The 24,038-nt window shown below is 67.0% G+C and carries 22 protein-coding genes and 1 tRNA gene; 10 read left to right on the top strand and 13 right to left on the bottom strand.

The features are described 5' to 3' along the window. Nucleotides 1-2 precede the first annotated feature (2 nt). Nucleotides 3-968 carry an acetyl-CoA carboxylase carboxyltransferase subunit alpha gene (locus dqs_RS04860; protein WP_011764649.1) on the bottom strand — a complete coding sequence of 322 codons (966 nt, stop codon included), beginning with the start codon at nucleotides 966-968 and terminating at the stop codon, nucleotides 3-5. A 77-nt stretch (nucleotides 969-1,045) separates the two neighbouring features. After that, entirely contained in the window at nucleotides 1,046-2,008 is a 963-nt protein-coding gene (locus dqs_RS04855; protein WP_065339825.1) for a TerC family protein, read from the bottom strand. Nucleotides 2,009-2,544: 536 nt separating this feature from the next. Here dqs_RS04855 and dqs_RS04850 point away from each other — a divergent pair. Beyond that, nucleotides 2,545-3,879, top strand: a complete 1,335-nt coding sequence (locus tag dqs_RS04850) for a hemolysin family protein (RefSeq protein ID WP_065339824.1) — start codon at nucleotides 2,545-2,547, stop codon at nucleotides 3,877-3,879. A gap of 6 nt (nucleotides 3,880-3,885) precedes the next feature. On the opposite strand, the gene dqs_RS04845 is transcribed toward dqs_RS04850, so the two are convergent. From dqs_RS04845 to dqs_RS04835, 3 genes are all read right to left on the bottom strand, one after another. Beyond that, entirely contained in the window at nucleotides 3,886-5,607 is a 1,722-nt protein-coding gene (locus dqs_RS04845) for a cation:proton antiporter domain-containing protein (protein ID WP_065339823.1), read from the bottom strand. A 142-nt stretch (nucleotides 5,608-5,749) separates the two neighbouring features. Further along, on the bottom strand, nucleotides 5,750-6,415 hold the full coding sequence (locus dqs_RS04840) for a Bax inhibitor-1/YccA family protein (RefSeq protein WP_011764645.1): 666 nt from the start codon (nucleotides 6,413-6,415) through the stop codon (nucleotides 5,750-5,752). 61 nt (nucleotides 6,416-6,476) lie between these two features. Next, nucleotides 6,477-6,818 (bottom strand): HPF/RaiA family ribosome-associated protein, encoded by a 342-nt coding sequence (locus tag dqs_RS04835; protein ID WP_011764644.1) that lies wholly within the window; start codon nucleotides 6,816-6,818, stop codon nucleotides 6,477-6,479. A gap of 121 nt (nucleotides 6,819-6,939) precedes the next feature. Between dqs_RS04835 and nhaR the strand changes: the two genes are divergently transcribed. Next, nucleotides 6,940-7,848 carry a transcriptional activator NhaR gene (gene nhaR, locus dqs_RS04830; protein ID WP_065339822.1) on the top strand — a complete coding sequence of 303 codons (909 nt, stop codon included), beginning with the start codon at nucleotides 6,940-6,942 and terminating at the stop codon, nucleotides 7,846-7,848. A 55-nt stretch (nucleotides 7,849-7,903) separates the two neighbouring features. On the opposite strand, the gene dqs_RS04825 is transcribed toward nhaR, so the two are convergent. Then, nucleotides 7,904-7,988: transfer RNA gene (locus dqs_RS04825), tRNA-Leu, on the bottom strand. A 60-nt stretch (nucleotides 7,989-8,048) separates the two neighbouring features. Here dqs_RS04825 and queA point away from each other — a divergent pair. Then, nucleotides 8,049-9,086, top strand: a complete 1,038-nt coding sequence (gene queA / locus dqs_RS04820; protein WP_065339821.1) for a tRNA preQ1(34) S-adenosylmethionine ribosyltransferase-isomerase QueA — start codon at nucleotides 8,049-8,051, stop codon at nucleotides 9,084-9,086. Then, on the top strand, nucleotides 9,076-10,188 hold the full coding sequence (gene tgt, locus dqs_RS04815; RefSeq protein WP_065339820.1) for a tRNA guanosine(34) transglycosylase Tgt: 1,113 nt from the start codon (nucleotides 9,076-9,078) through the stop codon (nucleotides 10,186-10,188). Before queA ends, tgt begins: the two co-directional genes overlap by 11 nt. Nucleotides 10,189-10,200: 12 nt before the next feature. Here the strand turns inward: tgt and dqs_RS04810 are convergent, their stop codons facing one another. Next, entirely contained in the window at nucleotides 10,201-11,040 is an 840-nt protein-coding gene (locus tag dqs_RS04810; protein WP_011764640.1) for an HDOD domain-containing protein, read from the bottom strand. A 184-nt stretch (nucleotides 11,041-11,224) separates the two neighbouring features. Between dqs_RS04810 and yajC the strand changes: the two genes are divergently transcribed. The 3 genes from yajC to secF all read left to right on the top strand — a co-directional run bounded on the left by yajC (nucleotide 11,225) and on the right by secF (nucleotide 14,479). Beyond that, nucleotides 11,225-11,551, top strand: a complete 327-nt coding sequence (yajC, locus tag dqs_RS04805; RefSeq protein ID WP_041643311.1) for a preprotein translocase subunit YajC — start codon at nucleotides 11,225-11,227, stop codon at nucleotides 11,549-11,551. 100 nt (nucleotides 11,552-11,651) lie between these two features. After that, entirely contained in the window at nucleotides 11,652-13,526 is a 1,875-nt protein-coding gene (gene secD, locus dqs_RS04800) for a protein translocase subunit SecD (RefSeq protein ID WP_065339819.1), read from the top strand. A gap of 20 nt (nucleotides 13,527-13,546) precedes the next feature. Then, nucleotides 13,547-14,479 (top strand): protein translocase subunit SecF, encoded by a 933-nt coding sequence (gene secF / locus dqs_RS04795; RefSeq protein ID WP_065339818.1) that lies wholly within the window; start codon nucleotides 13,547-13,549, stop codon nucleotides 14,477-14,479. A 94-nt stretch (nucleotides 14,480-14,573) separates the two neighbouring features. Here secF and dqs_RS04790 read toward each other — a convergent pair whose 3' ends face one another. Together dqs_RS04790 and purB are read right to left on the bottom strand one after the other, a co-directional pair. Then, nucleotides 14,574-14,891: a DUF2322 family protein gene (locus tag dqs_RS04790; protein WP_011764636.1), complete on the bottom strand. Its 318-nt coding sequence runs from the start codon at nucleotides 14,889-14,891 to the stop codon at nucleotides 14,574-14,576. Nucleotides 14,892-14,969: 78 nt separating this feature from the next. Continuing rightward, nucleotides 14,970-16,346 (bottom strand): adenylosuccinate lyase, encoded by a 1,377-nt coding sequence (purB, locus tag dqs_RS04785; RefSeq protein ID WP_065339817.1) that lies wholly within the window; start codon nucleotides 16,344-16,346, stop codon nucleotides 14,970-14,972. A gap of 185 nt (nucleotides 16,347-16,531) precedes the next feature. Between purB and apaG the strand changes: the two genes are divergently transcribed. The 3 genes from apaG (at nucleotide 16,532) to dqs_RS04770 (ending at nucleotide 19,212) form a co-directional block, all read left to right on the top strand. After that, the gene (gene apaG, locus dqs_RS04780; RefSeq protein ID WP_011764634.1) at nucleotides 16,532-16,915 is read left to right on the top strand and encodes a Co2+/Mg2+ efflux protein ApaG; all 384 of its coding nucleotides are present in this window, start codon (nucleotides 16,532-16,534) and stop codon (nucleotides 16,913-16,915) included. Nucleotides 16,916-17,072: 157 nt separating this feature from the next. Beyond that, the gene (locus tag dqs_RS04775) at nucleotides 17,073-17,540 is read left to right on the top strand and encodes an FHA domain-containing protein (protein WP_065339816.1); all 468 of its coding nucleotides are present in this window, start codon (nucleotides 17,073-17,075) and stop codon (nucleotides 17,538-17,540) included. Between the two features lie 7 nt (nucleotides 17,541-17,547). After that, the gene (locus dqs_RS04770; RefSeq protein WP_065339815.1) at nucleotides 17,548-19,212 is read left to right on the top strand and encodes a protein kinase domain-containing protein; all 1,665 of its coding nucleotides are present in this window, start codon (nucleotides 17,548-17,550) and stop codon (nucleotides 19,210-19,212) included. Nucleotides 19,213-19,216: 4 nt separating this feature from the next. On the opposite strand, the gene dqs_RS04765 is transcribed toward dqs_RS04770, so the two are convergent. The 4 genes from dqs_RS04765 to dqs_RS04750 all read right to left on the bottom strand — a co-directional run bounded on the left by dqs_RS04765 (nucleotide 19,217) and on the right by dqs_RS04750 (nucleotide 24,002). Further along, nucleotides 19,217-20,236: a LysM peptidoglycan-binding domain-containing protein gene (locus tag dqs_RS04765; protein ID WP_065339814.1), complete on the bottom strand. Its 1,020-nt coding sequence runs from the start codon at nucleotides 20,234-20,236 to the stop codon at nucleotides 19,217-19,219. Nucleotides 20,237-20,248: 12 nt separating this feature from the next. Then, a complete protein-coding gene (locus dqs_RS04760) occupies nucleotides 20,249-21,079 on the bottom strand; it encodes a PP2C family protein-serine/threonine phosphatase (RefSeq protein ID WP_011764630.1) in 831 nt (276 codons plus the stop codon). 114 nt (nucleotides 21,080-21,193) lie between these two features. Beyond that, entirely contained in the window at nucleotides 21,194-22,435 is a 1,242-nt protein-coding gene (gene argJ, locus dqs_RS04755) for a bifunctional glutamate N-acetyltransferase/amino-acid acetyltransferase ArgJ (RefSeq protein WP_065339813.1), read from the bottom strand. A gap of 85 nt (nucleotides 22,436-22,520) precedes the next feature. Beyond that, a complete protein-coding gene (locus tag dqs_RS04750) occupies nucleotides 22,521-24,002 on the bottom strand; it encodes an HDOD domain-containing protein (RefSeq protein WP_065339812.1) in 1,482 nt (493 codons plus the stop codon). Between the last annotated feature and the right edge of the window lie 36 nt (nucleotides 24,003-24,038).

Here is a 24,038-nt window from a genome sequence, read left to right as displayed (position 1 = left end):
AGTCAGGCGGCGATTTCCTTGAAGCGGCCGTAACCCATCAGCTTTTCCATCCGCTGCTCGACGAGTTCCGACGGCGACAGCGTGTCGACCTGGCGCAGGGCTTCGGCCAAGGCCCGCTTGAGAGATTGCGCTGCGGCGCGATGGTCGCGGTGAGCACCGCCGACCGGTTCGTTGACCACCTTGTCGACCAGGCCGAGCGACTTGAGCCGGGCGGCAGTGATACCCATCGTTTCGGCCGCCTCGGAGGCCTTTTCGGCACTCTTCCACAGGATGGAGGCACAGCCCTCGGGCGAAATCACCGAGTAGGTGGAGTACTGCATCATCATCACCTGGTCGCCCACCGCGATCGCCAGCGCGCCGCCGGAGCCACCCTCGCCGATCACCGTGCAGATCAGCGGCACTTTCAGTTCGGCCATCACGTACAGGTTATGACCGATCGCTTCAGACTGCCCGCGCTCCTCGGCGCCGATGCCGGGATAGGCGCCGGGCGTATCCACGAAGGTAAAGACCGGCAGGCCGAACTTCTCGGCGAGCTTCATCAGCCGCATCGCCTTGCGGTAGCCCTCGGGACGCGGCATGCCGAAGTTGCGCGCGATCTTTTCCTTCGTATCGCGCCCCTTCTGGTGGCCGATGATCACGCAGCTCTGGCCGTTGAAGCGGGCGAGGCCACCGACGATCGCCTTGTCGTCGGCGTAGGCGCGGTCACCGTGCAGTTCCTCGAAGTCGGTGAAGATGTGCTGCACGTAATCCAGCGTGTAGGGGCGCTGCGGATGGCGGGCGACCTGGGCGATCTGCCACGGGGTCAGCTTGGCGTACAGATCCTTCGTCAGCGCCTGGCTCTTGACCTCGAGGCGTGCGATTTCTTCAGAGATATCGACCGCGGAGTCGTCCTGCACGAAACGCAGTTGCTCGATCTTTTCCTCGAGCTCGGCAATCGGTTGTTCGAAATCCAGAAAGGTGGTCTTCATCGACCGTCCCAGCAAAAAAATGAGCGGTATTGTAACGCCTGCAACCAAAAAGCCGTCGCAGGCGTTACAACTCACCGTCAGGCGGCCCCACCCTCCGCCTGCGCCGCGCGCCGCATGCTGAGCCACACGGTCACCGCGAGGATGGTGGCAACGACGCCGAGCGAGACCGCGACGGGGATCTTGATCCACTCGACGATCAGCATCTTGGTGCCGATGAACACCAGAATCAGTGCCAGCCCGTACCGCAGCAGCGAGAAGCGGTTACCCAGGTCGGCCAGCAGGAAGTACATCGCGCGCAAGCCGAGGATGGCGAACAGGTTCGACGTCAGCACGATGAAGGGGTCGGTTGTGATCGCGAAGATGGCGGGAATGCTGTCCACCGCGAAGATCACGTCCGAGACCTCCACCAGCACCAGCGCCAGCAACAGCGGCGTGGCATGGCGCACACCCTGGCGGACGACGAAGAAGCGCTCACCCTCGAGTTGCTCGGTGACCGGGTAATGATTGCGGATCCAGCGCACCAGCGGATTGCGTGCGAGGTCGGGTTGATGCTCCGTGACCCAGGCCATCTTCACGCCGGTGACAACCAGGAAGGCGCCGAAGATGTACAGCACCCAGTGGAACTGCGTGATCAGCCAGCTGCCCCCGAAGATCATGCCGGTCCGCATCACGACTGCGCCCACGATGCCGTACAGCAACACCCGCCGCTGCAACTCCAACGGCACCGCGAAGAAGCTGAAGATCATCATCCAGACGAAGACGTTGTCGACCGCCAGCGACTTCTCGACCAGGTAGCCCACCAGGAAAGACAACGCCTTGTCGTTGGCCACCGCCCGGCCAGCGGTGGCGTCCAGATACCACCACAGTCCGGCATTGAAGATCAGCGCGACGGTCACCCACGCGAGCGACCATGCAGCAGCCTCGCGCAGCGACACCCGATGCTGATGCCCGCTCTTGAAGACCACCAGGTCCACCAGCAGCATTGCCACCACGATGAAGGCAAAGCCCGCCCACATCCACCACGTACCGATTGATTCCATTTGCGACTCCGTGCAAGAAACGAAAAAGGCCTGCTCCCGAAGGACACAGGCCAGCCTCGCATCAAGCAGACAGTCGCGGCGCACCTTGCCCTTCGGCAAGGTCTCGCTTGCAACGTAAGTTGCCCGGAGCACCGGGGGATGTATCCGATCCGGACACACCCACCGTGATGACGGTACCGCGGCGAAAAGCTACTCCCCTTGATGAATGGGAGTCTATTGCGGCGCGGCGCAATGTCAAGGCCGCGCGCATGACAGGCCGGCGCGATTCGTGCATGATTGCATTCGTTCCAACACAAGAAAGGCCACGCGAGGCGCCTTGCCTCGCTCTATGAGTAAGCACTCCACCCCGCTTCCCTGGTCCCGCTCCTTCCTTCCGGTCGACCCGCTTTCCGGGCACCGCGCCGCTTCTCGCCGCGCCCCCACCCTCACCACCCCTGCCGCCACTCGCTCGCACGCGCCCGCACCGGCCCTGCGCAGCAGCCGGAATGCCAGACTGCGCGCGCCGAACCGCGCCGCACTGAGCTGACGGAGCGCACATGGAAGTCTTCATCCTCATCGCGCTGATCATTCTCAACGGCGCGTTCGCGATGTCCGAAATCGCCCTCGTCACCGCGCGTCGCGCCCGTCTTGCCAAGCTGGCCGAAGAGGGCGACGCCTCGGCCGCAGTGGCGATCAAGCTCGGAGAAGAGCCCACCCGTTTCCTCTCTACGATCCAGATCGGCATCACCTCGATCGGCATCCTCAACGGCATCGTCGGCGAGGCCGCCCTCGCCGCCCCGCTGGCCGCCTGGCTGCAGGACCTGGGTCTGGCCCAGCGCCCCAGCGAGATCGGCGCCACGGTGCTGGTCGTGATGGTCATCACCTACATTTCGATCGTGGTGGGCGAACTGGTGCCCAAGCGCGTGGGGCAGCTTAACCCGGAGGCGATCGCGCGCCTGGTGGCCAAGCCGATGAACACCCTGTCCATCGTCTCGCGCCCCTTCGTCCGCCTGCTGTCGGGATCGACTGCGGTGCTGCTCCGCATCCTCGGCCAGCGCGACGAAAGCGCGCCGGGCGTGACCGAGGAAGAAATCCACGCGCTGCTCGAAGAGGGTTCGGTGGCCGGCATCATCGAGAAGAACGAGCACGCGATGGTGCGCAACGTGTTCCGCCTCGACGACCGCCAGATCGGTTCGCTGATGGTGCCGCGTTCGGATATCGTCTGGCTCGACGTGACCCGTCCGCTGGAATCCAACCTCGCCCGCATGGCCGAATCGGATCACTCCCGCTTCCCGGTCTGCCGCGGCGGCCTCGACGACATCCTCGGCATCATTTCGTCAAAGCAGCTCTTCAACCAGACGCTCAAGGGCGGCAAGGCGGATCTGACCCGCCATCTGGAGACGCCGGTCTATGTGCCCGAGTCGCTGACCGGCATGGAACTGCTGGACCAGTTCCGCGCCTCCAGTTCGCGCATGGTGTTCGTCATCGACGAATACGGCGAAGTGCAAGGCATGGTGACGCTGCAGGACGTGATGGAAGCCGTCACCGGGGAGTTCCAGCCGCACCGTCTGGAGGACGCCTGGGCGGTTCAGCGCGAAGACGGCTCATGGCTGCTCGACGGCCTGATTCCGCTGCCCGAGCTGAAGGATCGCCTTGAGCTGAAGAGCGCTCCGGAAGAGGAGAAGGGGCGCTATCACACGCTGAGCGGCATGATCATGTGGCTGCTCGGGCGCTTGCCCCGCACGGGGGACGTCACCGTATGGGAACAGTGGCGGCTGGAGGTGGTTGACCTCGATGGCAAGCGCATCGACAAGATCCTCGCCACCCGGATTCCGAACCCCGAAGCGGGCGCGCCGCCGCAACCGGCAACGGACACGCCCGAAGCGCCGTAACGCCCCTCAGGCGTGCTGCGCCGGCCGATGCGTGGCCGGCGCAGGCGCAAACCGCGCCACCACGTGGCCGGCCATGCCTTTGGCGAGTTCCTCTTCCCCAAAAAAGACGCGGCCGATGTTCTCCCGCACCAGCAGTTCGGCGTCGTCTTCGCTGTGCGTGCGCAGGATGATCTCGATGCCGGGGTTCAGGGTCCGGGCGGTCTCTGCCATCTTGCGCACGTCGATCGTCTTCGGCGTGGCAACGACCAGCATCGCCGCATGTGCAATGTGCGCCTGGATCAACACCGCGGGGTCGGCGGCATCTCCGAACACGGCGGCAACACCGCTCTTGCGCAACTGGTCTACCCGCTCGCGGTTCTGCTCCGCCACCACGTAGGGGATGTCTCGCGCCTGCAAGGCCTCGGCAATGCGGCGACCAACCCGCCCGTAGCCGACCAGTACCACCTGCCCTTCCAGAAAATCCCGCTCGGTGCTCATCGGCAATTCCGTCAGCGGGTCGGCGCGAAGCGCAAGCCGCCGCGCCACGCTCCAGTTGTCGAGCATCCACTTTCCGGCCGGCCGCACGGTGGCGAACACGAAGGGATTGGCTGCGATCGAGATCAAGGCCCCCGCCAGGATCAGGCTCTGCCCGGCGGCGGGCAACAGCCCAAGCGCCATGCCAAGGCCGGCCAGGATGAAGGAGAACTCGCCGATCTGGGCAAGGCTGGCGGCAACCGTGAGCGCGGTGTTAAGCGGATAGCGGAAGGCGATCACGAGCGCAGCGGCGGCGATCGACTTGCCTACGATGATCACGGCGACCACGCCCAGCACGTGCAGCGGATACTCGACGAGCACGCTGGGATCGAACAGCATCCCGACCGAAACGAAGAACAGCACGGCAAAGGCGTCCCGCAACGGCAGCGACTCCTGCGCCGCGCGGTGGCTGAATTCCGATTCGCGCATCACCATGCCGGCGAAGAAGGCACCGAGCGCAAAGGACACGCCGAAGAGCTGCGCCGCGCCGAACGCAATGCTGACCGCAGCGGCAATCACGCCCAGCGTGAACAGTTCGCGCGACCCGCTACCGGCCACCTGCCACAGCAACCAGGGCAACACGCGCCGGCCGACAAGCAGCATCAAGGCCACGAAAGCGCCAACCTGCAGCAGGGTCAGTCCCACGGTGCGCCACAGCGGCTGCGAGGGCTCGACTTCGGCGGCACCGCCGAGCAAACCGGCGAGGGGTGGCAGCAGCACCAGCACCACGACCATCGCGAGGTCTTCAACCACTAGCCAACCTACCGCGATGCGGCCATTCACGGTCTCGAGGATGCCCCGCGTCTCCAACGCCTTCAACAAAACGACGGTGCTGGCCACGGAAAGCGAGAGTCCGAATATCAGCCCCGCCCCCAGATTCCAGCCCCACAAGGCGGCCATTCCCATCCCGAGCAGCGTTGCCACCGCCATCTGGACCACCGCTCCGGGCAGCGCAATGCGGCGGACCGCGAGCAGATCTTCCAGCGAAAAATGCAAGCCGACGCCGAACATCAGCAACATCACGCCAATCTCGGCAAGTTGCCCCGCGATCCCAACGTCGGCGACGAAACCCGGAGTGGCCGGACCGATCAGGATGCCTGCAAGCAGGTATCCGACAAGGGCGGGCAGGCGCAGGCGGTCGGCAATGAAGCCGAGCAACAGCGCAAGGCCGAAACCAACGGCGAGGGTTGCGATCAGCGAGACGTCATGGGGCATGGGCAACGGCACCGGTGAAGCGCCCCGTCACCGGCACGCCAGGGAGCCCGGCGTGGCGCAACGAACGAAGCGGCTAGCAGAAAAAGAAAGGGCAGGTGCCGCAACGGCACCTGCCCCTGGCGACGGACGACGATCCGATCGATCAGTCGTTGCTGGCGAAACCCAGCAGGTGGAGCAGGCTCGTGAAGAGGTTGTAGATCGACACGTACAGCGACACCGTAGCCATCACGTAGTTCGTTTCGCCACCGTGGATGATGTTGCTCGTCTCGAACAGGATCAGGCCCGACATGAGCAGCACGAACATCGCCGACACTGCCAGCGACAGGCCCGGCATTTCGAAGAACACCGCGCCCAGGCCCGCCAGGAAGGCAACCAGGATGCCTACCATCAGGAAGCCGCCCATGAAGGAAAAGTCCTTCCGGGTCGTCAGGGCGTAAGCCGACAGGCCGAGGAAGATCGCTGCGGTACCGCCCATGGCCTGCATCACCACCTGACTACCGTTGGGCAGCGCCAGGTAGTACGACAGGATCGGGCCGAGTGTATAGCCCATGAAGCCCGTCAGCGCGAACACGAACAGCACGCCCAGACCGCTGTTACGGAACTTGGTGGTCAGGAACAGCAGCCCGAAATAACCCACCAGCGTGATCAGGATGCCCGGGTGCGGCAATCCCAGCGAAAGGGACACACCCGCGGTGAGCGCCGAGAACGCGAGCGTCATCGACAGCAGCATGTAGGTGTTGCGGATGACCTTGTTGGTCGACAGCGTCGAGGCTTCCGACCGGCCAAGGGCAGTTACACGGTTTTCCATGGAAATTTCACCTCCGAAATCAGTTGCAGTCTATCGGTTGCCGGACGTTGTCAGAAGCGCATCAGGCCGGCGCCTGCGAAATTGCCAGGGCAGCGCGCGGGTTTCGCTGCCGTCTCAAGCGTTGCGCCAGCACCCGACCCACCCGGTCGGCCGCCTCATCTACCGCAGCACGAACGTCGAGCTGGGTGATGGCGAACACCACGTCGGGCAGGTTACGCAGGCGCAGCTGGACCACGCACCGTTTGTCTGCCCCGCCGCGCGGGCCGTTCACATCGGCCAGCTTGATGCGTGCCCACTGGATGTGGTCGCGAAAACGCCCGATCGCGAAACTCATCCGTCGGGTCACATACTCCTGAAGGCCCGGCGCCGCCTCCACACCGTCACAACGCAGATCGATTCGCATGAGGTTCTCCTTGTCTTGCACTCGTCGGCCTACGTAAGACACAGGCCGGATGCTAAGCCTGTGACTGTTCGATAAAATCCGAGTTCAACAGAATTTCAATCCGTTTTTCTCGAATAAAACCGTGCTGAACTACAAGCAGCTTCACCACTTCTGGACCGTCGCCCGCGCGGGCGGCGTCGTGCGGGCCAGCGAGCGCTCCGGACTTGCACCGCAAACCCTGTCCGGGCAGATCGCGACGCTGGAAGCCTCGCTCGGCGTGACGCTGTTCCGTCGCCAGGGGCGGGGGCTCGCCCTCACCGAAACCGGGCGCATGGTACTCGATTATGCCGAAGAGATTTTCCGCCTGGGCGCCGAACTGGAGGACGCGCTGAGCAGCCGAGCGGCCGGGAGAGCGGTGCCGTTCCGTGTCGGCGTCGCGGACGTGGTGCCGAAGGCGATCGCCTATGTGCTGCTCGCACCGTCGATGCATCTGCCGGAGCCAATGCGCATCGTCTGCCGAGAAAACAAGCTCGATCAGTTGCTGGGCGAACTCGCCACCCACAAACTCGACGTCGTACTGGCCGACAGCCCTCTGCCACCCAACATGGACGTACGGGGGTACAGCCACAAGCTGGGCGAATCTCCGCTCGGTTTCTTCGCCACCCCGGCGCTTGCCGCGACGCTGCAGGGTCCGTTTCCTGCCTGCCTCGACCGCGCACCGCTGCTGGTGCCGGGCACGGAAGCCGCGGTGCGAGGTCCGCTGCTGCGCTGGCTGGAGACGCACAAGGTGCGCCCGCGCATCGTCGGCGAATTCGACGACGCGGCGCTGATGCGTGCTTTCGGAGAAGCGGGCGCGGGCGTTTTTCCCAGCGCGATGCTGATCCACGACGAGGTGTGTCGCCAGCACGGCGTGAGTTGCCTGGGAACCGCCAATGAAGTCACCGAGTCCTTCTACGCCATCTCGGTGGAGCGGCGCCTGACGCACCCCGCGACGCGCGCGATCAGCAGCGCATCGCCGCTGGCCGGAGAAGGCACCACAACGGAGGGCTAGCGGGGCTGACGGACTGGAACTGCTAGAATGCGCGCCTTTTACGCACGCGGTGCAGTGGTGCCGGGAGTGGGACTCGAACCCACACACCTTGCGGCGGCGGATTTTGAATCCGCTGCGTCTACCGATTCCGCCATCCCGGCACGGGAAGGACGCGCATTATTACTGATCCCCCTGCTGCCCGGCAACCTGCCCTTCTTAGCATGACGCTTTCGCTTCAAGATTTCGACTACGACCTGCCGCCGGACCTGATCGCGCAGGCGCCGCTGGCTGAACGCAGCGCCAGCCGCCTGCTGGTGGTGGATGGCGACGCCCTCGCCGACCGCCGCTTCGTCGACCTGCCGGACTTCATCCGGCCGAGGGATCTCCTCGTGTTCAACGACACGCGGGTGCTGCATGCACGCCTGTTCGGCGTCAAGGCGACCGGCGGCCAGGTCGAAGTGCTGGTCGAGCGCCCGATCGGTGCCCACGAGGCGCTGGCCCAGATCCGCGCCAGCAAGTCCCCCAAGCCCGGCAGCACGCTGCGGCTTGCGGATGCGGTGGACGTGACCGTGCTCGGCCGCAGTGGCGAGTTCTTTCATCTGCGCTTTCCCGACGACGAGAACGTCGTGGACGTGCTGGAACGCTACGGGAAGCTGCCGCTGCCGCCTTACATCCAGCGCGCCGCGGGCGACGCCGACGAGGCGCGCTACCAGACGGTGTTTGCCCGCGCGCCCGGATCGGTCGCCGCGCCCACCGCGGGGCTGCATTTCGACGACGCGGTCCTCGACCGACTGCGCGCGCGCGGTGCCGGCTGTGCCTGGGTCACCCTGCATGTCGGCGCCGGCACCTTCCAGCCGGTGCGCGTGGACGATCTCGCCCAGCATCGCATGCACAGCGAGCGCTACGTCATTCCGCAGGAAACCGTGGAAGCGATTGCGCGGACGCGGGCGAACGGCGGCCGTGTCGTCGCGGTCGGAACGACCAGCATGCGGGCGCTGGAAGCCGCCGCCCAGGCCGGCCCGCTTGCCGCCGGCAGTGGCGAGACCGACATTTTCATCCTGCCGGGCTTCCGCTTCCGGGTGGCAGACATGCTGGTCACCAACTTCCACCTGCCGAAGTCCACGCTGCTGATGCTCGTGTCCGCCTTTTCCGGCACCGACGTCATCCGCCGCGCCTATGCCCACGCGGTGGCGTCGCGCTACCGCTTCTTCAGCTATGGCGACGCCATGCTCCTCACGCGCAACGATCATGCAATTTGAACTTCTCTCCACCAGCGCCGGCGCACGTCGCGGCCGCCTGACTCTGGCTCACGGAGCCGTCGAAACGCCGGTCTTCATGCCCGTCGGCACCTACGGCACCGTCAAGGCGATGACGCCCGCAATGCTGAGCGACGTCGGCGCGCAGATCTGTCTGGGCAACACCTTCCACCTCTGGCTGCGGCCCGGGCTCGACATCGTGGGCGCCCACGGCGGCCTGCACCGCTTCATGGGCTGGGACAAGCCCATCCTCACCGACTCCGGCGGCTTTCAGGTGTTCAGCCTCGGGGCGCTGCGCAAGATCAGCGAGGAAGGCGTCAAATTTGCCAGCCCGATCGACGGCGCCAGGCTCTTCCTGACGCCCGAAATCTCGATGCAGATCCAGACCGTGCTGAACTCGGACGTGGTCATGATCTTCGACGAATGCACGCCCTACCCCGCCACCCGCGACGAAGCAGCGAAGTCGATGCGGCTGTCGCAACGCTGGGCACGGCGCTCGCGCGACGAGTTCGACCGGCTGGAAAACGCCAACGCGCTGTTCGGTATCGTGCAGGGCGGCATGTACGAGGACCTGCGCGACGAATCGCTCGGCGCGCTGCAGGACATCGGCTTTCACGGCTTCGCCATCGGCGGACTGTCGGTCGGCGAACCGAAGGACGACATGGCCCGCATCCTCGCCCACACCGCACCGCGGCTGCCCGCCGACAAGCCGCGCTACCTGATGGGCGTCGGCACGCCCGAAGACATCGTCGAGGGCATCGCCAACGGGATCGACATGTTCGACTGCGTGATGCCCACGCGCAACGCACGCAACGGCTGGCTGTTTACCCGCTACGGCGACCTCAAGATCAAGAACGCGGTCCACAAGGCCGATACCCGCCCGCTCGACCCGTCCTGCAGTTGCTACACCTGCCGCAACTTCAGCCGCAGCTACCTGCATCACCTGCACCGCGCGGGCGAAATCCTCGGCAGCATGCTCAACACGGTGCACAACCTGCACTACTACCAGACGCTCACCGCGGAACTGCGCGATGCGATCGCCGCGGACCGCTTCGCCGACTATGTCACCCGTTTCCGCAGCGAGCGCGCCACCGGAGCGCACTGAGTCCGCCCGGCGTCACGCGCCGGCGATCTCGAAGCTGTCGCGCACGTCGGCCAGATAATCGGCCAGTTCGTCCGGGTGGATGCCGAGTTCGCGCACCACCTCGGCGCCGATGCGCGGCCACTGCGCGTCATGGACGCCGTGCAGCAAGTGGTAGCAATGGATCGCCATGTGCAGGATGGCGACCAGGCTGCGCACCGCGCCCAGCTCCTCGCGCGGCACCTCGCCGTAGTGCAGGATGGCCTGGGCGACGAAATCCGGTAGCCCCCAGTGACGCGCGACCAGGTATCCGATGCTCGCGTGGTCCACGTTGTAGCGCTGGTCCTCCTCGCGCAGGCTGGGCAGATCGAGCCCTTCGTTCTCCATCAGCTTCTGGCAATAGCTGGGAAAGCGCTGCATCAGCACCGGCACCCCGCAGTCGAGGAAGATGCCCGCCATGTAGGCCTGGTCGGGGAAGATGTTGCACACCGAGACGCGATCCTCGGCAACCACCGCGGCAAAGCGGGCGATTTCGCGCGCCCGCACCCAGAAGCGCTCCAGCGGCGCCGCCCGCTCCGCCGGAAACGCGGTGGTGAGCGCGACCACCCGGACCAGGTTCACCGTCTGCTTGAGCCCCAGCCGCACCAGCACCTGCTCGAGGGAATCCGGCGAACGGCCGGTGTGGAACAGCCCGCTGCGCGCCACCTTGAACAACATCGCTGCGATGCCGGGGTCGCTTGCCACCAAAGCCGCCAGCCCGCGCGCGTCGTAGTTTCCATCCCGCAGGCGCTCCGCCAGCTCCACCAGAACCCGCGGTTGCGGCGGAATGCGGATGCCGCGCGCGACCAGCTCCTGCAGTTCCTTCTCTTCATCCATCACGACCCGGCTCCACGATTGTGCAGTGCACATTGTGGACCGGACAGCGCGCGAGGCAAGCACGGAAAACCCGGCATCCGCCCATCTTGCCCGCCGCCCCGCGGAGGCGGGACGGGGGCCGTCCCGGACCTGCAATGCGCTGCTGCTATAATCGCGGACCTTTCGCAATCCCCCGGAGTACATGGTGCTGATTTCCAACGCATACGCACAGGCCGCGGCCTCGCAGGACCCCACTGGCGGCCTCATGGGCATGCTGCCGCTGATCCTGATGTTCGTGGTGCTCTACTTCCTGATGATCCGGCCGCAGATGAAGCGCGCGAAGGAACACAAGTCGATGGTGGAAGCGCTCGCCAAAGGCGACGAAGTGGTCACCCAGGGCGGCATCGCCGGCCGTGTGGCCGAGATCGGCGAGAACTTCATCCACCTCGAAGTCGCCGACAAGACCAACATCGTGGTCCAGAAGCAGGCCGTCGCTACCGTGCTGCCGAAGGGCACGCTGAAGACCCTCTGAGGATCGCCACCCGGAGCACGGCCATCCTGCAACCGCAGGGCCGCGCTCCGCGCCTCCTCCCGGCCGCGCCGCGGCCTCACCTCTCCGTCTCCCTCCGACGATGAATCGCTATCCGCTCTGGAAGAACATCCTCATCGGTCTCGCCCTGCTGTGGGGCCTGATCTACACCTTGCCGAACTTCTACGGCGAGGTTCCGGCGGTCCAGGTCTCCAGCGCAAAGGCCACTCTCAAGCTCGAACCGGCCAGCGTGACCGACCGCGTCGCCGCGATCCTGCAGGGTGCCGGCATCGAGCACGACGGCATTTTCGCGGACGCCAACAGCGTGCGCGCCCGCTTCGCCAGCACCGAACTCCAGCTGCGGGCCAAGGACGCGATCGAACGCGCGTTCAACACCGACCCGCAGGATCCCTCCTACGTCGTCGCACTCAACCTGCTGTCGGCCTCGCCATCCTGGCTCACTTCCATCCACGCGCTGCCGATGTACCTTGGCCTCGACCTGCGGGGCGGCGTGCATTTCCTGCTGCAGGTGGACATGCCCGGCGCGCTGCTCAAGCGCCTGGACGCGCTGTCGGGCGACCTGCGCACGCTGATGCGCGACAAGAACGTGCGCCACGCCGGCATCACGCGCGAAGGCACCGCGGTCGTCATCCGCTTCCGTGAAGCGGCGCAGCGCGAGGCCGCCCGCTCGGCCATCCAGGGCAGCACCGCCGACCTGCAGTTGGTCGACCGCGACGACGGCAGCGAGGACCTCAAACTGATCGCGACGCTGACGCCCCAGGCGCAGCAGACCATGCGTGAATACGCGATCAAGCAGAACATCTCGACGCTGCACAACCGCATCAACGAACTCGGCGTCGCCGAGCCGGTGATCCAGCAACAGGGCGCGGAACGCATCGTCGTCCAGCTGCCCGGCGTGCAGGACGTCGCCAAGGCCAAGGACATCCTCGGCCGCACCGCGACGCTGGAAGTGCGCATGGTCGACGACACCCCGGGCGCACTGGAACAGGCCCTCACCGGCAACGTGCCCTTCGGCACCGAGCTGTACCGCGAGCGCGGCCGCGGCCCGCTGCTGGTGAAGAAGCAGGTCGTCCTCACCGGCGAGCGCCTTACCGACGCCCAGCCGGGCTTCGACGGCCAGACCAACGAAGCCGCGGTCCACCTCACGCTCGACGCCGCAGGCGCCCGCATCTTCCGCGACCTCACGCGCGAGAACGTCGGCAAGCGCATGGCCATCCTGCTGATCGAGAAGGGCAAGGGCGAGGTGGTCACCGCCCCGGTGATCCGCACCGAGATCGGCGGCGGCCGGGTGCAGATTTCCGGCAGCATGAACACCGTCGAAGCCAACGACGTCGCGCTGCTGCTGCGTGCAGGCAGCCTCGCCGCGCCGATGGAGATCATCGAGGAACGCACCGTAGGCCCTAGCCTCGGCGCCGAGAACATCGCCAAGGGCTTCCACTCCACGCTGTGGGGCTTCGTCGCGATCGCGGTGTTCATGTGCATCTACTACGCAGTGTTCGGTCTGGTCTCCACGCTGGCGCTCGCCGCCAACCTGCTGCTGCTGGTGGCGCTGCTGTCGCTGCTGCAGGCCACGCTGACGCTGCCCGGCATCGCCGCGATGGCGCTGGCGCTCGGCATGGCGATCGACGCCAACGTGCTGATCAACGAGCGCATCCGCGAGGAACTGCGCAACGGCGTCAGCCCGCAGGCCGCGATCGCGACCGGCTATGACCGCGCCTTCAGCACCATTCTGGACTCCAGCGTCACCAGCCTGATCGCCGGTATCGCGCTGCTGGTGTTCGGCTCGGGCCCGGTGCGCGGCTTCGCGGTGGTTCACTGCCTGGGTCTGCTGACCTCGATGTTCAGCGCGGTCCTGGTGTCACGGATGCTGATCAACCTGATCTACGGCCGTCGCCGCAAGATCGACAAGCTTGCCATCGGCCAGGTGTGGAAGCCCGGCAACGTCGCCGGCAACTGAGCGGACCCGAGGAACGCAACATGGAATTCTTCCGCATCAAGAAAGACATCCCGTTCATGCGCCACGCGCTGGTGTTCAACGTCATCTCGTTGATCACCTTCCTGCTGGCCGTGTTCTTCCTTGCCACCCGCGGCCTGCACCTGTCGGTGGAATTCACCGGCGGCACGCTGGTCGAGGTCAGCTACAGCGAGGCCGCCGAACTCGAACCGATCCGCCAGTCGCTCGCGGCCGACGGCTACACCGACGTGCTGGTGCAGCACTTCGGCAGCACGCGCGACGTGCTGATCCGCCTGCCTAACAGGGAGGGCACCGACAGCAAGGGGGTCGCCGAGCGCGTGATGGCCACGCTGGAAAAAAGCGCCGGACCCAAGGCCGAACTGCGCCGGGTCGAATTCGTCGGCCCGCAGGTCGGCAAGGAACTCGCCAGCGACGGTGCAATGGCGCTGCTGCTGGTCGTCGTCGGCATCGTGATCTACCTCGCGCTGCGCTTCGAATGGCGGCTGGGGGTGGCGACGATCATCGCCAACCTGCACGACGTGATCATCATCCTGGGCTTCTTCGCCTTCTTCCAGTGGGAGTTCTCGCTGGCGGTGCTGGCGGCGACGCTCGCCGTGCTCGGCTATTCGGTGAACGAATCGGTGGTGGTGTTCGACCGCGTGCGCGAGACCTTCCGCAAGAAGCGCAATCTCAGCACCGAGCAGGTGGTGGATCACGCCATCACCAGCACGATTTCGCGCACCATGATCACCCACGGCAGCACCCAGATGATGGTGCTGTCGATGCTGATCTTCGGCGGCGAGACGCTGTTCTACTTCGCGCTCGCGCTGACGATCGGCATCTGCTTCGGCATCTACTCCTCGGTGCTGGTCGCCAGCCCGCTGGCGATCTGGCTGGGCGTGTCGCGCGAGCAGTTCGTCAAGCCGAAGAAGGAAAAGGAAGAGGCGGTGGTATAGCGCCACGGCCGGGGCGATGCTCCGGCCGCGCCAGAAAACAAGAAGGGCGCCGACGGCGCCCTTCTTGCTTTCCAACAACTCGCTGCGGAGCGGATCAGACCGCGAACACCTGCTTCACCCGCAGGCTCTCGCCGCGTTCGATCAGGCCGATCAGGCGGTCGATGTTCGGATGCTTGCCGGGGTTCAGGCGGGCATCCTCGCTGTGTTCGCCGTAAAGCTCCAGCCCCTTCTTCGCCGCTTCCGGCGTAATCGCACCGTAAAGCTGGGCGAGGTGGTTGTACACCGCCAGCGAACCGGCCTGGCCGGGCTTGTTCTCGATGGTGGCGACCACCGCATCGGCGGCGTCGACCAGGTTCATTGCCGCGAGGTGGGACACCCCCGGCAGCGTCTTCAGCGTATCGGCAAAAGCCATGTGTGCTCCTTCAGGATGGAAAACGCCACCCTCGGGTGGCGTCGCGGCAATGCCGGCGCGGCGGCCGGCAGGCGTCGGTCAGATGCGGCGGGCAAGCTCCGCGGCCTTGCCGACGTAGCTCGCCGGCGTCATCGCCAGCAGGCGGTCGCGCTCGCTCTGCGGAATCGCCAGCGTACCGATGAACTCCTGCAGCGCCTCGCGGGTGATGCCCTTGCCGCGCGTCATCGCCTTCAGCTGTTCGTACGGGTTCTCGATGCCGAAGCGGCGCATCACGGTCTGCACCGGCTCGGCCAGCACTTCCCAGCACTCGGCCAGGTCGGCGGCAAGGCGGGCCGGTTCGGCCTCCAGCTTGCCCAGGCCGCGCAGCGCGGAATCGAGCGCCAGCACGGTATGGCCGAAGCCCACGCCCATGTTGCGCAGCACGGTGGAGTCGGTGAGGTCGCGCTGCATGCGCGACACCGGCAGCTTCTCCGAGAAGTGGCGCAGCACCGCGTTGGCGATGCCGAGGTTGCCTTCGGCGTTCTCGAAGTCGATCGGGTTGACCTTGTGCGGCATGGTCGACGAACCGACCTCGCCCTCCTTCAGCTTCTGCTTGAAGTAGCCAAAGGAGATGTACATCCAGATGTCGCGGCAGGCGTCGATCAGGATGGTGTTCATGCGGCCGATGGCGTCGAACAGTTCGGCCATCGCGTCATGGGGTTCGATCTGGATGGTGTAGGGGTTGAACTCGAGGCCGAGCGATTCGATGAAGCGCTTGTTGAAGCCTTCCCAGTCGAATTCGGGCCACGCCGACAGGTGCGCGTTGTAGTTGCCGACCGCGCCATTGAACTTGGCAGTGAGCGACACATTGGCGATCTGCGCGCGGGCGCGGATCAGGCGGGCCGCGATGTTGGCCATCTCCTTGCCCAGCGTGGTCGGGCTGGCGGGCTGGCCGTGGGTGCGCGACAGCATCGGCAGGTCGGCAAGCTGGTGCGCCAGTTCGCGGAAGCGGGCGATCACCTTGTCCACCGCCGGCAGCAGCACCTCGTCGCGCCCGGCCTTCAGCATCAGCGCGTGGGAGGTGTTGTTGATATCCTCCGAAGTGCAGGCGAAATGGATGAATTCCGACACTTTCATCACTTCGGCGTTGTGGCCGAGGCGCTTCTTCAGCCAGTACTCCATCGCCTTCACGTCGTGGTTGGTGGTGGCTTCGATCGCCTTCACCGCTTCGCCGTCGGCCGGCGCAAAGGCGGACACCACGCTGTCGAGTTCGGCGATCGTCGCCGCCGAAAACGGCGCGATCTCGGCCAGCGCGCTGTCGGCCGCGAGCGCCTTCAGCCACTCGACTTCAACCTTGACCCGGTTGCGGATCAGGCCATGCTCTGAGAAGTGGTCGCGCAGGCCTTCCACCTTGCCGTGGTAACGGCCATCGAGCGGGGAAAGGGCGGTGAGGGCGGAGGGTGCGGCGAGGGACATGACAGGACTTCCGGACAAAATGCTATTTTACCGCTCCGGCCCTTTCCCGAGGCGGCCAACACAAAAAGACGCTGTGGTCAGGCAGGTTTCTTGCAAGTACCCACACCCGGCATCATCCGGCTCGCAGTAGCCGGGCCGCTACCCCCAACGGTGCCGCCGGCGCCAACAGTACGGAGCAGCCACGCGTGAGCAAATCGGAAACCTACCGCATCGAGGTCGAAGCCGTCGCCGAATACGTCGAGGCCCAGTCCAACCCCGAGGACGATCACTACGTCTTCGCCTACAACATCACCATCCGCAACACCGGCACGGTCGCTGCCCGCCTCGTCAGTCGCCATTGGGTCATCACCGACGGTACCGGGCACGTGCAGGAAGTGCATGGTCAGGGCGTGGTCGGCGAACAGCCCCTGCTCGCGCCGGGCGAAAGCTTCCGCTACACCAGCGGCTCGGTGCTCGAAACCGCGGTCGGCACCATGCACGGCAGCTACCAGATGGAAGCATCGGACGGGCATCGTTTCGACGCGCCGATCCCCGCTTTCATGCTGGCGATGCCGCGCGTGCTTCACTGAGGCGGCCGCGCCTCCGTTCCGCCGCGACCGGCGGCGTTGTCGCGACTGCCCTGAACGGGCATACTCCCGCCCGCCTAGCATGTAACCGGGAGTAATCCTCATCGTGGGCAGCCTACGCAGCGACCCTAATTCCGGCCGCGCCGGTCCGCAGGGCACCATGCTGTTCAGTGCCGGGGAACTGGACGACGTCATCGCATCCCCGTCGGCCGACCAGGAAGGCGACCTGGAGCGCGCCGCCCTCATCGGCATCACGCCCCCTTTTCTCGACCAGCGCTTCGTTCTCAAGACCGGGCGGACGCTGATCGGCCGTGGCGAGGACAACGACATCGTGCTGCCCGACGGCAGCGTGTCCGCCCAGCACGCCTGGATCCTCAACGAAAACGGCCGCCACCGCCTGATGAACATGCTGTCGACCAACGGCACCTTCATCAACGATCACAAGGCGCATGAAGCGCCGCTCAAGGACGGCGACCGCATCCGCCTCGGCCGCGCCGAATTCGTGTTCCGCGCCGGCACCGCCGGCCCGGCGCCCGAGGCGGTCCGCGCGCCTGCGGTGCCGCTATGGGTATGGGGTGCCGCGGCGATGGTCGTCGGCCTCGCGGTCGCCGCGGTGCTGGCACTCTGAGCGCCCGATGAAGACCCACCTCGGCCGCCACACGCTGCACGGCGAACTCGGCCGGGGCGCGATTTCCGTCATCTATCGCGGCTACGACCCCGACATCGGTCGCATGCTGGCGATCAAGACCCTGCGGCGCGAATACGCGGAGCGCGAAGACTACCGGGAGCGCTTCCTCGCGGAAGCGCGCGTCGCCGGCACACTGTCCCACCCTGGCATCGTCACCATCTTCGACGTCGGTGTCAGCGACGGCGAACCCTTCATCGCGATGGAACTGCTGCAGGGCCCGACCCTGGCGGCCTTCGTCGAACAGCGCGGCCGCCTCCCGGTCTGCACCGTCATCCGCATCGCCATCCAGATTGCCGACGCGCTGGACTATGCGCATCGTCAGGCCGTGGTGCATCAGGACATCAAGCCCGACAACATCGCCGTCACCAGCCTGAACGGCAACGTCAAGGTGATGGACTTCGGCATCGCGCGCCTGCGCAGTGGCAGCGCCGCCAGCCGCGGCACCGCCCATGTCATTGCCGGCACGCCGGACTACATGTCGCCCGAGCAGATCCGCGGCAAGGGCATCGACGGCCGCAGCGACTTGTATTCGCTCGGCGTGGTGCTGTACTGGCTGCTCGCCGGACACACGCCTTTCCATGGCGACGAGGTGAACGAGCTGCTGCGCCGCATCCTCAACGACGCCGCGCCGCCCTGCCGCCCGCTCGATCCCGACACCCCTGACGCACTGCTCGACGTGGTCCGCACGCTGCTCGCCAAGGACCCCGCCGAGCGTTATCAGAGCGGCGCCGAGTTGATCGACGACCTGCGCCGTATCGACGACACCGTGGCCGAGCGCGAGGACGCCTGGGCCGGTCGTCGCATCGTGCCGATCCGCGTGCGCTGGACGGCGGTGATGGGCGCGCTCGTCGCCATTACCGTGGCGCTCGGGCTGGGCGTCGTCTACTACAAGCAGAACCGGGCGATGGAGCGCCTCGCCCTCGACTACGGGCTGACCCTGACCCAGATGCTGGCGGTGGAAAGCGCCGAAGACCTGCTGCTGGACGACGGGATCGCGATGCAGGCGCTGGTGAACGAGATGGCGCGCAACCGCGAGATCGTGCATCTGGCGATCAGCAATCGCGGCGGCCGGGTCGTGGCCAGCACCGACGCCGAACGGGTCGGCCAGCCGGCGGCAAAGCCCCCGACCGAACAGCGTCTGATGGAGCGCGGCCAGCAGGAGGTCTATTCCGCCTCCGATGCCGAAGGCAACCCCTACCTGCTGTTCGAATCCCCTATCCAGTACGAGCGCCACGAACTCGGCCGCCTTGAGGTGGGACTGAGCACCGACGCGCTCACCGCGGCCAATCGCACCACGCTGGCGGCGATGATCGCGGCGATGCTGGTCACGCTCGGCACGGTGTTCGTCGGCGCCTATATGTTGTCGCGGCGCCTGCTGGTGCCGATCGAGACCCTGCGCGTCGCGCTCGGGCGCATCGCGCAGGGCCGCTTCGACAGCCGCATCCGCATGCATCGCAGCGATGAGTTCGAGCGGGTCTTCAGCGCCTACAACGCAATGGCCGATTCGCTCGAGGCACGCATGCTGCAGGCCCGTTCCGGCCAGGCAGAGGGCCGTCCGAGGCGGCGCGGCGCAAGCGCGGCCGCCCCCGAACCGACCGAATTCGTGCCCTGAGGCCTCAGCCGTTGCCGGCCGCGCCCAGCGCCTGCAGCCGGCGCTTCAGCTCCAGCGCGCGCGTGCGGTAGCCGCGCGCGGGCTCGAAACCCGGGTCCAGCTTCAAGGCCTTGTCCCACAGGGCGATCGCCTCATCGAGCTGCTGGTTGCGATAACGCACCACCGCGGCCTCGTGATATTCCGCCACCAGCTTGCCGCGCACCGCCTGACGCTGGCGCGCCGCCGGCTGCAGATCGGGCTCCAGCGCCAACGCCTGTCCCAGGCTGTCGTAAGCCGCCTCGTGCTGCCTGCGATCGAGCTGGGCGAGCCCGCGCTGCTGGAATGCCAGTGCGCGCGCACGCCGCGCCAGCGGGTCCAGCCAGCCGTTCCAGCCGCTTCCACCCGGGCTTTCCGCCCGCGCCTGCTCGATTGCCGCGTTGGCGCTGTCGATCCGGCCCGCGGCCAGTTCGGCCTCGATACGCTTCTGGAATTGTTCGGCGCGCTCCTCCGCCGGTACCACGTCGGCTTCGGTAGCCGGCGGCGGCGCACTGGCGGCCACACCGCCGCGCCCGGCCGGAATCTTCAGGCTCTGCCCGGCCACCACGCTGCGCGCGCGTTCGATACCGTTGTAGCGCGCCAGCGCCACAAAGCGCAGCGGATCACCCAGGTGACGGCCGGCGATTTCCCCCAGCGTTTCGCCCGGACGCAGCGTGTAGGTGGTGTAGTTGCGGCCCAGCAATGCGACCGGATCGGTGTCGATCTGCTGCAGCAGGCTGCGCGCGGTGGGATTGCCCGGTTCACGCCGCAGATAGCCCACCAGGGCCTCGCGCCCTTCGGCCAGCTGGCCGTCCTGCAGGCGGTCGATGATCCAGCGCAGGTCGCGCACCGGCGCGCTGCGTGCTCCCGCCTGCGGGGTTTCTGCCGCTGGCGCGGCCGGCTGCACGGCGCCCTGGGAGTCGGTCCCGTTCCCACCGCTGCCGAGTCCGGCGCAGCCGTGTAGCGCGAGCAGGAAAACGAAGGGCGCAAGGCGCGGGATTCTATCCATGGTTACCGGACATCAATTGAAAAAGCGGGAAAACAGCAGCAGCAGCGCCAGCCCGAGCGCACCGTACAAGGGCCAGAGCTGGCGATGGTTCACGGCCTGCGTGCGCCGTTCCGGCTGCAGCACGGCGATGGTGACGTTGTCGCTCTCGGGGCCGCCGCGCTGCGCCGCCGCTGCAACGGCGTTCGTGCACGCAGCAGCCAGGTCGGACGCGCTCAGCAGCGGGGCCATCTCTTCCGTCGACGTCGTCGCCCAGAAACCGTCGGTGCACAGCACGAAGCCGGTGGCCGCGTCGATGCGGAGCTGGCCATGGGTGGCGCGCAGCGGCTCGTCACCCCCCAGGCCGCGCAGCAGCTTGTTGCGATCGGGGTGATCGACGACCTCCGCTTCGCTGATGCGGCCGCTGCGCACGAGTTGCTGGACGACGGTGTGGTCCTCGGTGCGCCACAGCGGGCGACCGTCGCGGAACACATAGATGCGGCTGTCGCCGACATAGCTCCACCACGCGCGATGCGGCGACACCAGCAGCGCCGCCAGCGTGGAGCACGGCCGCAGTCCGCGCGCCTGGCCGGCCAGCCGGATTTCGGCATGTGCCTGCTGGCACACACGTTCCAGAAAGCTCGCCGGGGCGTGGGGCAGGCCGTCGAGCGCCGACCACGCCCGCTCCGCCACTTCCATGACGACGTGCGAGGCCAGCTCACCGCCTTGGTGGCCGCCCATGCCGTCGGCGACGACCAGCAGGTGATTGCGGCCGTCACGGCTGGTGAAGCACGCAGCACGATCCTGCTGTTCGGCGCGTCCGCCGATATGGCAAGCGAAAGCCGCCCGCCTGCTTGGCCTTACCATCCCCCCTCCGGTGATCGGCGCCTGGGGCGGTCGCAGCGGCGCGACCGCACCCGCACGCTGCCGCGCCCGGGCGCCATGACGATATCACGCCACCCGGCCGCGCCGGAGCGCCGCTCAGCTCCGATAATCGGCGTTGATCTTGACGTAGTCGTAGGAGAAATCGCAGGTCCACACGGTCGCGCTGGCGCCGCCGCGGGCCAGGTCGATGCGGATCGTCAGTTCCGCCTCTTTCATGATGCGGGCGCCGTCCTCCTCGCGATAGCTCGCGGCGCGGCCGCCGTGCTCGGCGACCAGCACGGACTCTTGCGGGCTGCCCAGCCACACCCGCAGCGCAGCGACGTCCAGATCGCCGATGCCGGCATAGCCGATCGCCGCGAGGATGCGACCGAGGTTGGGATCGGAGGCGAAGAAGGCGGTCTTGACCAGCGGCGAATGCCCCACCGCATAAGCCACCTTGCGGCACTCCTCGCGGTCCTTGCCGCCTTCGACCGCGATGGTCATGAACTTGGTGGCGCCCTCGCCGTCGCGCACGATGGCCTGCGCAAGACGGATCGCGACATCGACCACGGCATCGCGCAGCGCCCGGTAGTCGGCGGAGGCGGGGTCGGTGATTTCGGCATGGCCCGCCTGGCCGGTGGCGATCAGGATGAAGGAGTCGTTGGTGGAGGTGTCGCCATCGACGGTGATGCTGTTGAAGGACAGGTCGGCCGCCTCCTTCACCAGTTCGTCGAGCAGGGCCTGGCTGACGGCGGCGTCGCAGGCGAGATAGCCGAGCATCGTCGCCATGTTGGGCTTGATCATGCCGGCGCCCTTGCTGATGCCGGTGAGCGTGACCGTGCGGCCGCCGATCTCCACGGTGCTCGACACCGCCTTCGCCAGCGTATCGGTGGTCATGATCGCGTGGGCCGCATCGAACCAGGCGTCGGCGCGCAGGTCGGCGATCGCGCGCGGCAGGCCGGCGACCAGGCGATCGACCGGCAGCGGCTCGAGGATCACGCCGGTGGAAAACGGCAGCACCTGGCCGGCGTCGATGCCGAGTCCGCGTGCGAGCGCATCGCAGGTGGCGTTGGCCGCCGCCAGCCCGGGCTCGCCGGTGCCGGCGTTGGCGACGCCGGTGTTGATCACCAGCGCGCGAATAGGATTGCCGGCGGCGAGGTTGGCCTTGCACACCTGCACCGGCGCAGCGCAGAAGCGGTTGGTGGTGAACACACCGGCAACACGCGCTCCAGCGGCCAGCTCGATCACCGTCAGGTCACGGCGATTGGCCTTGCGGATGCCCGCTTCGGCCACGCCGAGTCGGACGCCGGCAACCGGCAGGAGGTCAGCGGGATTCGGGGTATTCAGATTGACTGCCATGCGGATGTCTCCGGACTGGTAAGAGCAGCCGGCGGCGGGCCGGCTGGGTGGATACGGGCGCCCGCGATCATAGCCGATCCGGTCGCTACTGCTGGCGGGCCCCCGGCAGGCCGCGCGCGGCGGCAAGGGAAACCTGCTGGCTGAACAGCAACATGCTGGCCAGACTGTCGTCGTCGATCGGCGTCCGGGCGCGGGGGCGGTCCGCGTAGAACAGCCCGATCAGGCGTCCCTGCACCTGGATCGGCGCGATGCAGCCATGCGCGGCGCCGGCCACCAGTTCGAGCCGCCCCGCGTCCAGGCCCGCGGGGTGCTGCCCGGGGCCCAGCCGCATCAATCGCGGTGAGCGGAAGAAGGCGTTGAGCAGATCGTCCGCCGCCTGGTCCAGCGTGAATACGAAACGCTGCGACAAGGCCTCCGCACCGCGCCCGAGCGCCGCCTTGCCGACCAACTGCTGGCGGTTGGGCGCGAGCAGCGCGAACAACACCCGCTCGAAGCCCACCGCGCGGTAGATGCCCTCGAGCACGAGCTCGAGCACCTCGCCCACCGACGCCCCCGCCGCGACCCGTCCGGATATTTCCCGCAGGATCCGCAGCTGCAGCAGCGGGTCCGCCTCCTTCAGCGGTTCGGCGGCGGCGGTATCCAGTACGGCCGGAGCCGGCAGCGGAATCATCCGCCCGGCCTCGCTGGCGCCGTAAAAGCTCGCGATCTGCGCGGCCTCCGCGGCACTGGCCGCCAGCAGCGGCCGCAAGACTTCCACCGGCTCGCCGGTGAACACCGCGAGGCTTTCGAACATCGCCTCCATTGCCGGACTGTCCCAGCCCTTCTCGGCCGTGGCGGCAAGACGATGGGCGTGCGCCACCGCCAGTTCCTCCACCGTGGGACGCGGGCGCGCTTCGAGCACCTCGACTAGCAGGCTGCCCAGGCGCCATTCGCGTGCCAGGCCCAGCGAAAGCTGGCGCAGGCCGAAGCCGAGCACCGCCTGCTGCGCCTCCTCCGGCCCCAGGTTGCCGGCGCCGAGCAGGCCATCCAGCCGCTGCGCGGTGGCGCCGCCAAAACACCAGAACGCCATCTCGCCCACGCGGGCCAGCAGCGCGGCGATGAAGACTTCCTCGCCCACGCGCTCCTTGCGCAACTGCAGCAGCGCGCGCGCCTGTACCGCGGCATGGAAGGAACGCGCCATCTCGGCCACCACGCGCTGGCGCACGCCCCCGGTCAGCAGCGCATCGACCAGCATGATGCCGATCGCGATCTCGACGACGACATTGAAGCCGAGCACCACGATGGCGCGGCTGATGGTGCTGATTGGCTGGCGGGTGGGGTTGTAGTAGGCGCTGTTGGCAAGCTTGAGCACCTTGGTGGTGAGCGCCGCATCCTGCAGGATGACCTGGGCGAGGCGCCCGGCGGAGGCCTGCTCGTCGCCGGTGACGCGGTGCACCGCCGCCACCGTGGCGCCGAATCCCGGCATCTCCTGCTCGCGGATATGCACCACCCATTCCTGCGCGCCACGTGGTTCGCGTGCCTGCTGCGGACGCTGTGCGCCGCTCTTGTCGTCGGGTCTGTTCGCCATGATCCCTCTCCCCGCCGCCGCAAATGCAGACGGCCC

The organism is Azoarcus olearius, assembly GCF_001682385.1.
Lineage (GTDB): Bacteria > Pseudomonadota > Gammaproteobacteria > Burkholderiales > Rhodocyclaceae > Azoarcus > Azoarcus olearius.
Note: the sequence above shows the minus strand (reverse complement) of the source record. Positions and strands in the feature narration are given on the sequence as shown.

Excerpts from the sequence above, each read along its gene's own strand:
- dqs_RS04860 (WP_011764649.1), bottom strand. The coding sequence starts at position 968 with ATGAAGACCACCTTTCTGGATTTCGAACAACCGATTGCCGAGCTCGAG.
- dqs_RS04855 (WP_065339825.1), bottom strand. The coding sequence starts at position 2,008 with ATGGAATCAATCGGTACGTGGTGGATGTGGGCGGGCTTTGCCTTCATC.
- dqs_RS04850 (WP_065339824.1), top strand. The coding sequence starts at position 2,545 with ATGGAAGTCTTCATCCTCATCGCGCTGATCATTCTCAACGGCGCGTTC.
- dqs_RS04845 (WP_065339823.1), bottom strand. The coding sequence starts at position 5,607 with ATGCCCCATGACGTCTCGCTGATCGCAACCCTCGCCGTTGGTTTCGGC.
- dqs_RS04840 (WP_011764645.1), bottom strand. The coding sequence starts at position 6,415 with ATGGAAAACCGTGTAACTGCCCTTGGCCGGTCGGAAGCCTCGACGCTG.
- dqs_RS04835 (WP_011764644.1), bottom strand. The coding sequence starts at position 6,818 with ATGCGAATCGATCTGCGTTGTGACGGTGTGGAGGCGGCGCCGGGCCTT.
- queA (WP_065339821.1), top strand. The coding sequence starts at position 8,049 with ATGACGCTTTCGCTTCAAGATTTCGACTACGACCTGCCGCCGGACCTG.
- tgt (WP_065339820.1), top strand. The coding sequence starts at position 9,076 with ATGCAATTTGAACTTCTCTCCACCAGCGCCGGCGCACGTCGCGGCCGC.
- dqs_RS04810 (WP_011764640.1), bottom strand. The coding sequence starts at position 11,040 with ATGGATGAAGAGAAGGAACTGCAGGAGCTGGTCGCGCGCGGCATCCGC.
- secD (WP_065339819.1), top strand. The coding sequence starts at position 11,652 with ATGAATCGCTATCCGCTCTGGAAGAACATCCTCATCGGTCTCGCCCTG.
- secF (WP_065339818.1), top strand. The coding sequence starts at position 13,547 with ATGGAATTCTTCCGCATCAAGAAAGACATCCCGTTCATGCGCCACGCG.
- dqs_RS04790 (WP_011764636.1), bottom strand. The coding sequence starts at position 14,891 with ATGGCTTTTGCCGATACGCTGAAGACGCTGCCGGGGGTGTCCCACCTC.
- purB (WP_065339817.1), bottom strand. The coding sequence starts at position 16,346 with ATGTCCCTCGCCGCACCCTCCGCCCTCACCGCCCTTTCCCCGCTCGAT.
- dqs_RS04775 (WP_065339816.1), top strand. The coding sequence starts at position 17,073 with ATGCTGTTCAGTGCCGGGGAACTGGACGACGTCATCGCATCCCCGTCG.
- dqs_RS04770 (WP_065339815.1), top strand. The coding sequence starts at position 17,548 with ATGAAGACCCACCTCGGCCGCCACACGCTGCACGGCGAACTCGGCCGG.
- dqs_RS04765 (WP_065339814.1), bottom strand. The coding sequence starts at position 20,236 with ATGGATAGAATCCCGCGCCTTGCGCCCTTCGTTTTCCTGCTCGCGCTA.
- dqs_RS04760 (WP_011764630.1), bottom strand. The coding sequence starts at position 21,079 with ATGGTAAGGCCAAGCAGGCGGGCGGCTTTCGCTTGCCATATCGGCGGA.
- argJ (WP_065339813.1), bottom strand. The coding sequence starts at position 22,435 with ATGGCAGTCAATCTGAATACCCCGAATCCCGCTGACCTCCTGCCGGTT.
- dqs_RS04750 (WP_065339812.1), bottom strand. The coding sequence starts at position 24,002 with ATGGCGAACAGACCCGACGACAAGAGCGGCGCACAGCGTCCGCAGCAG.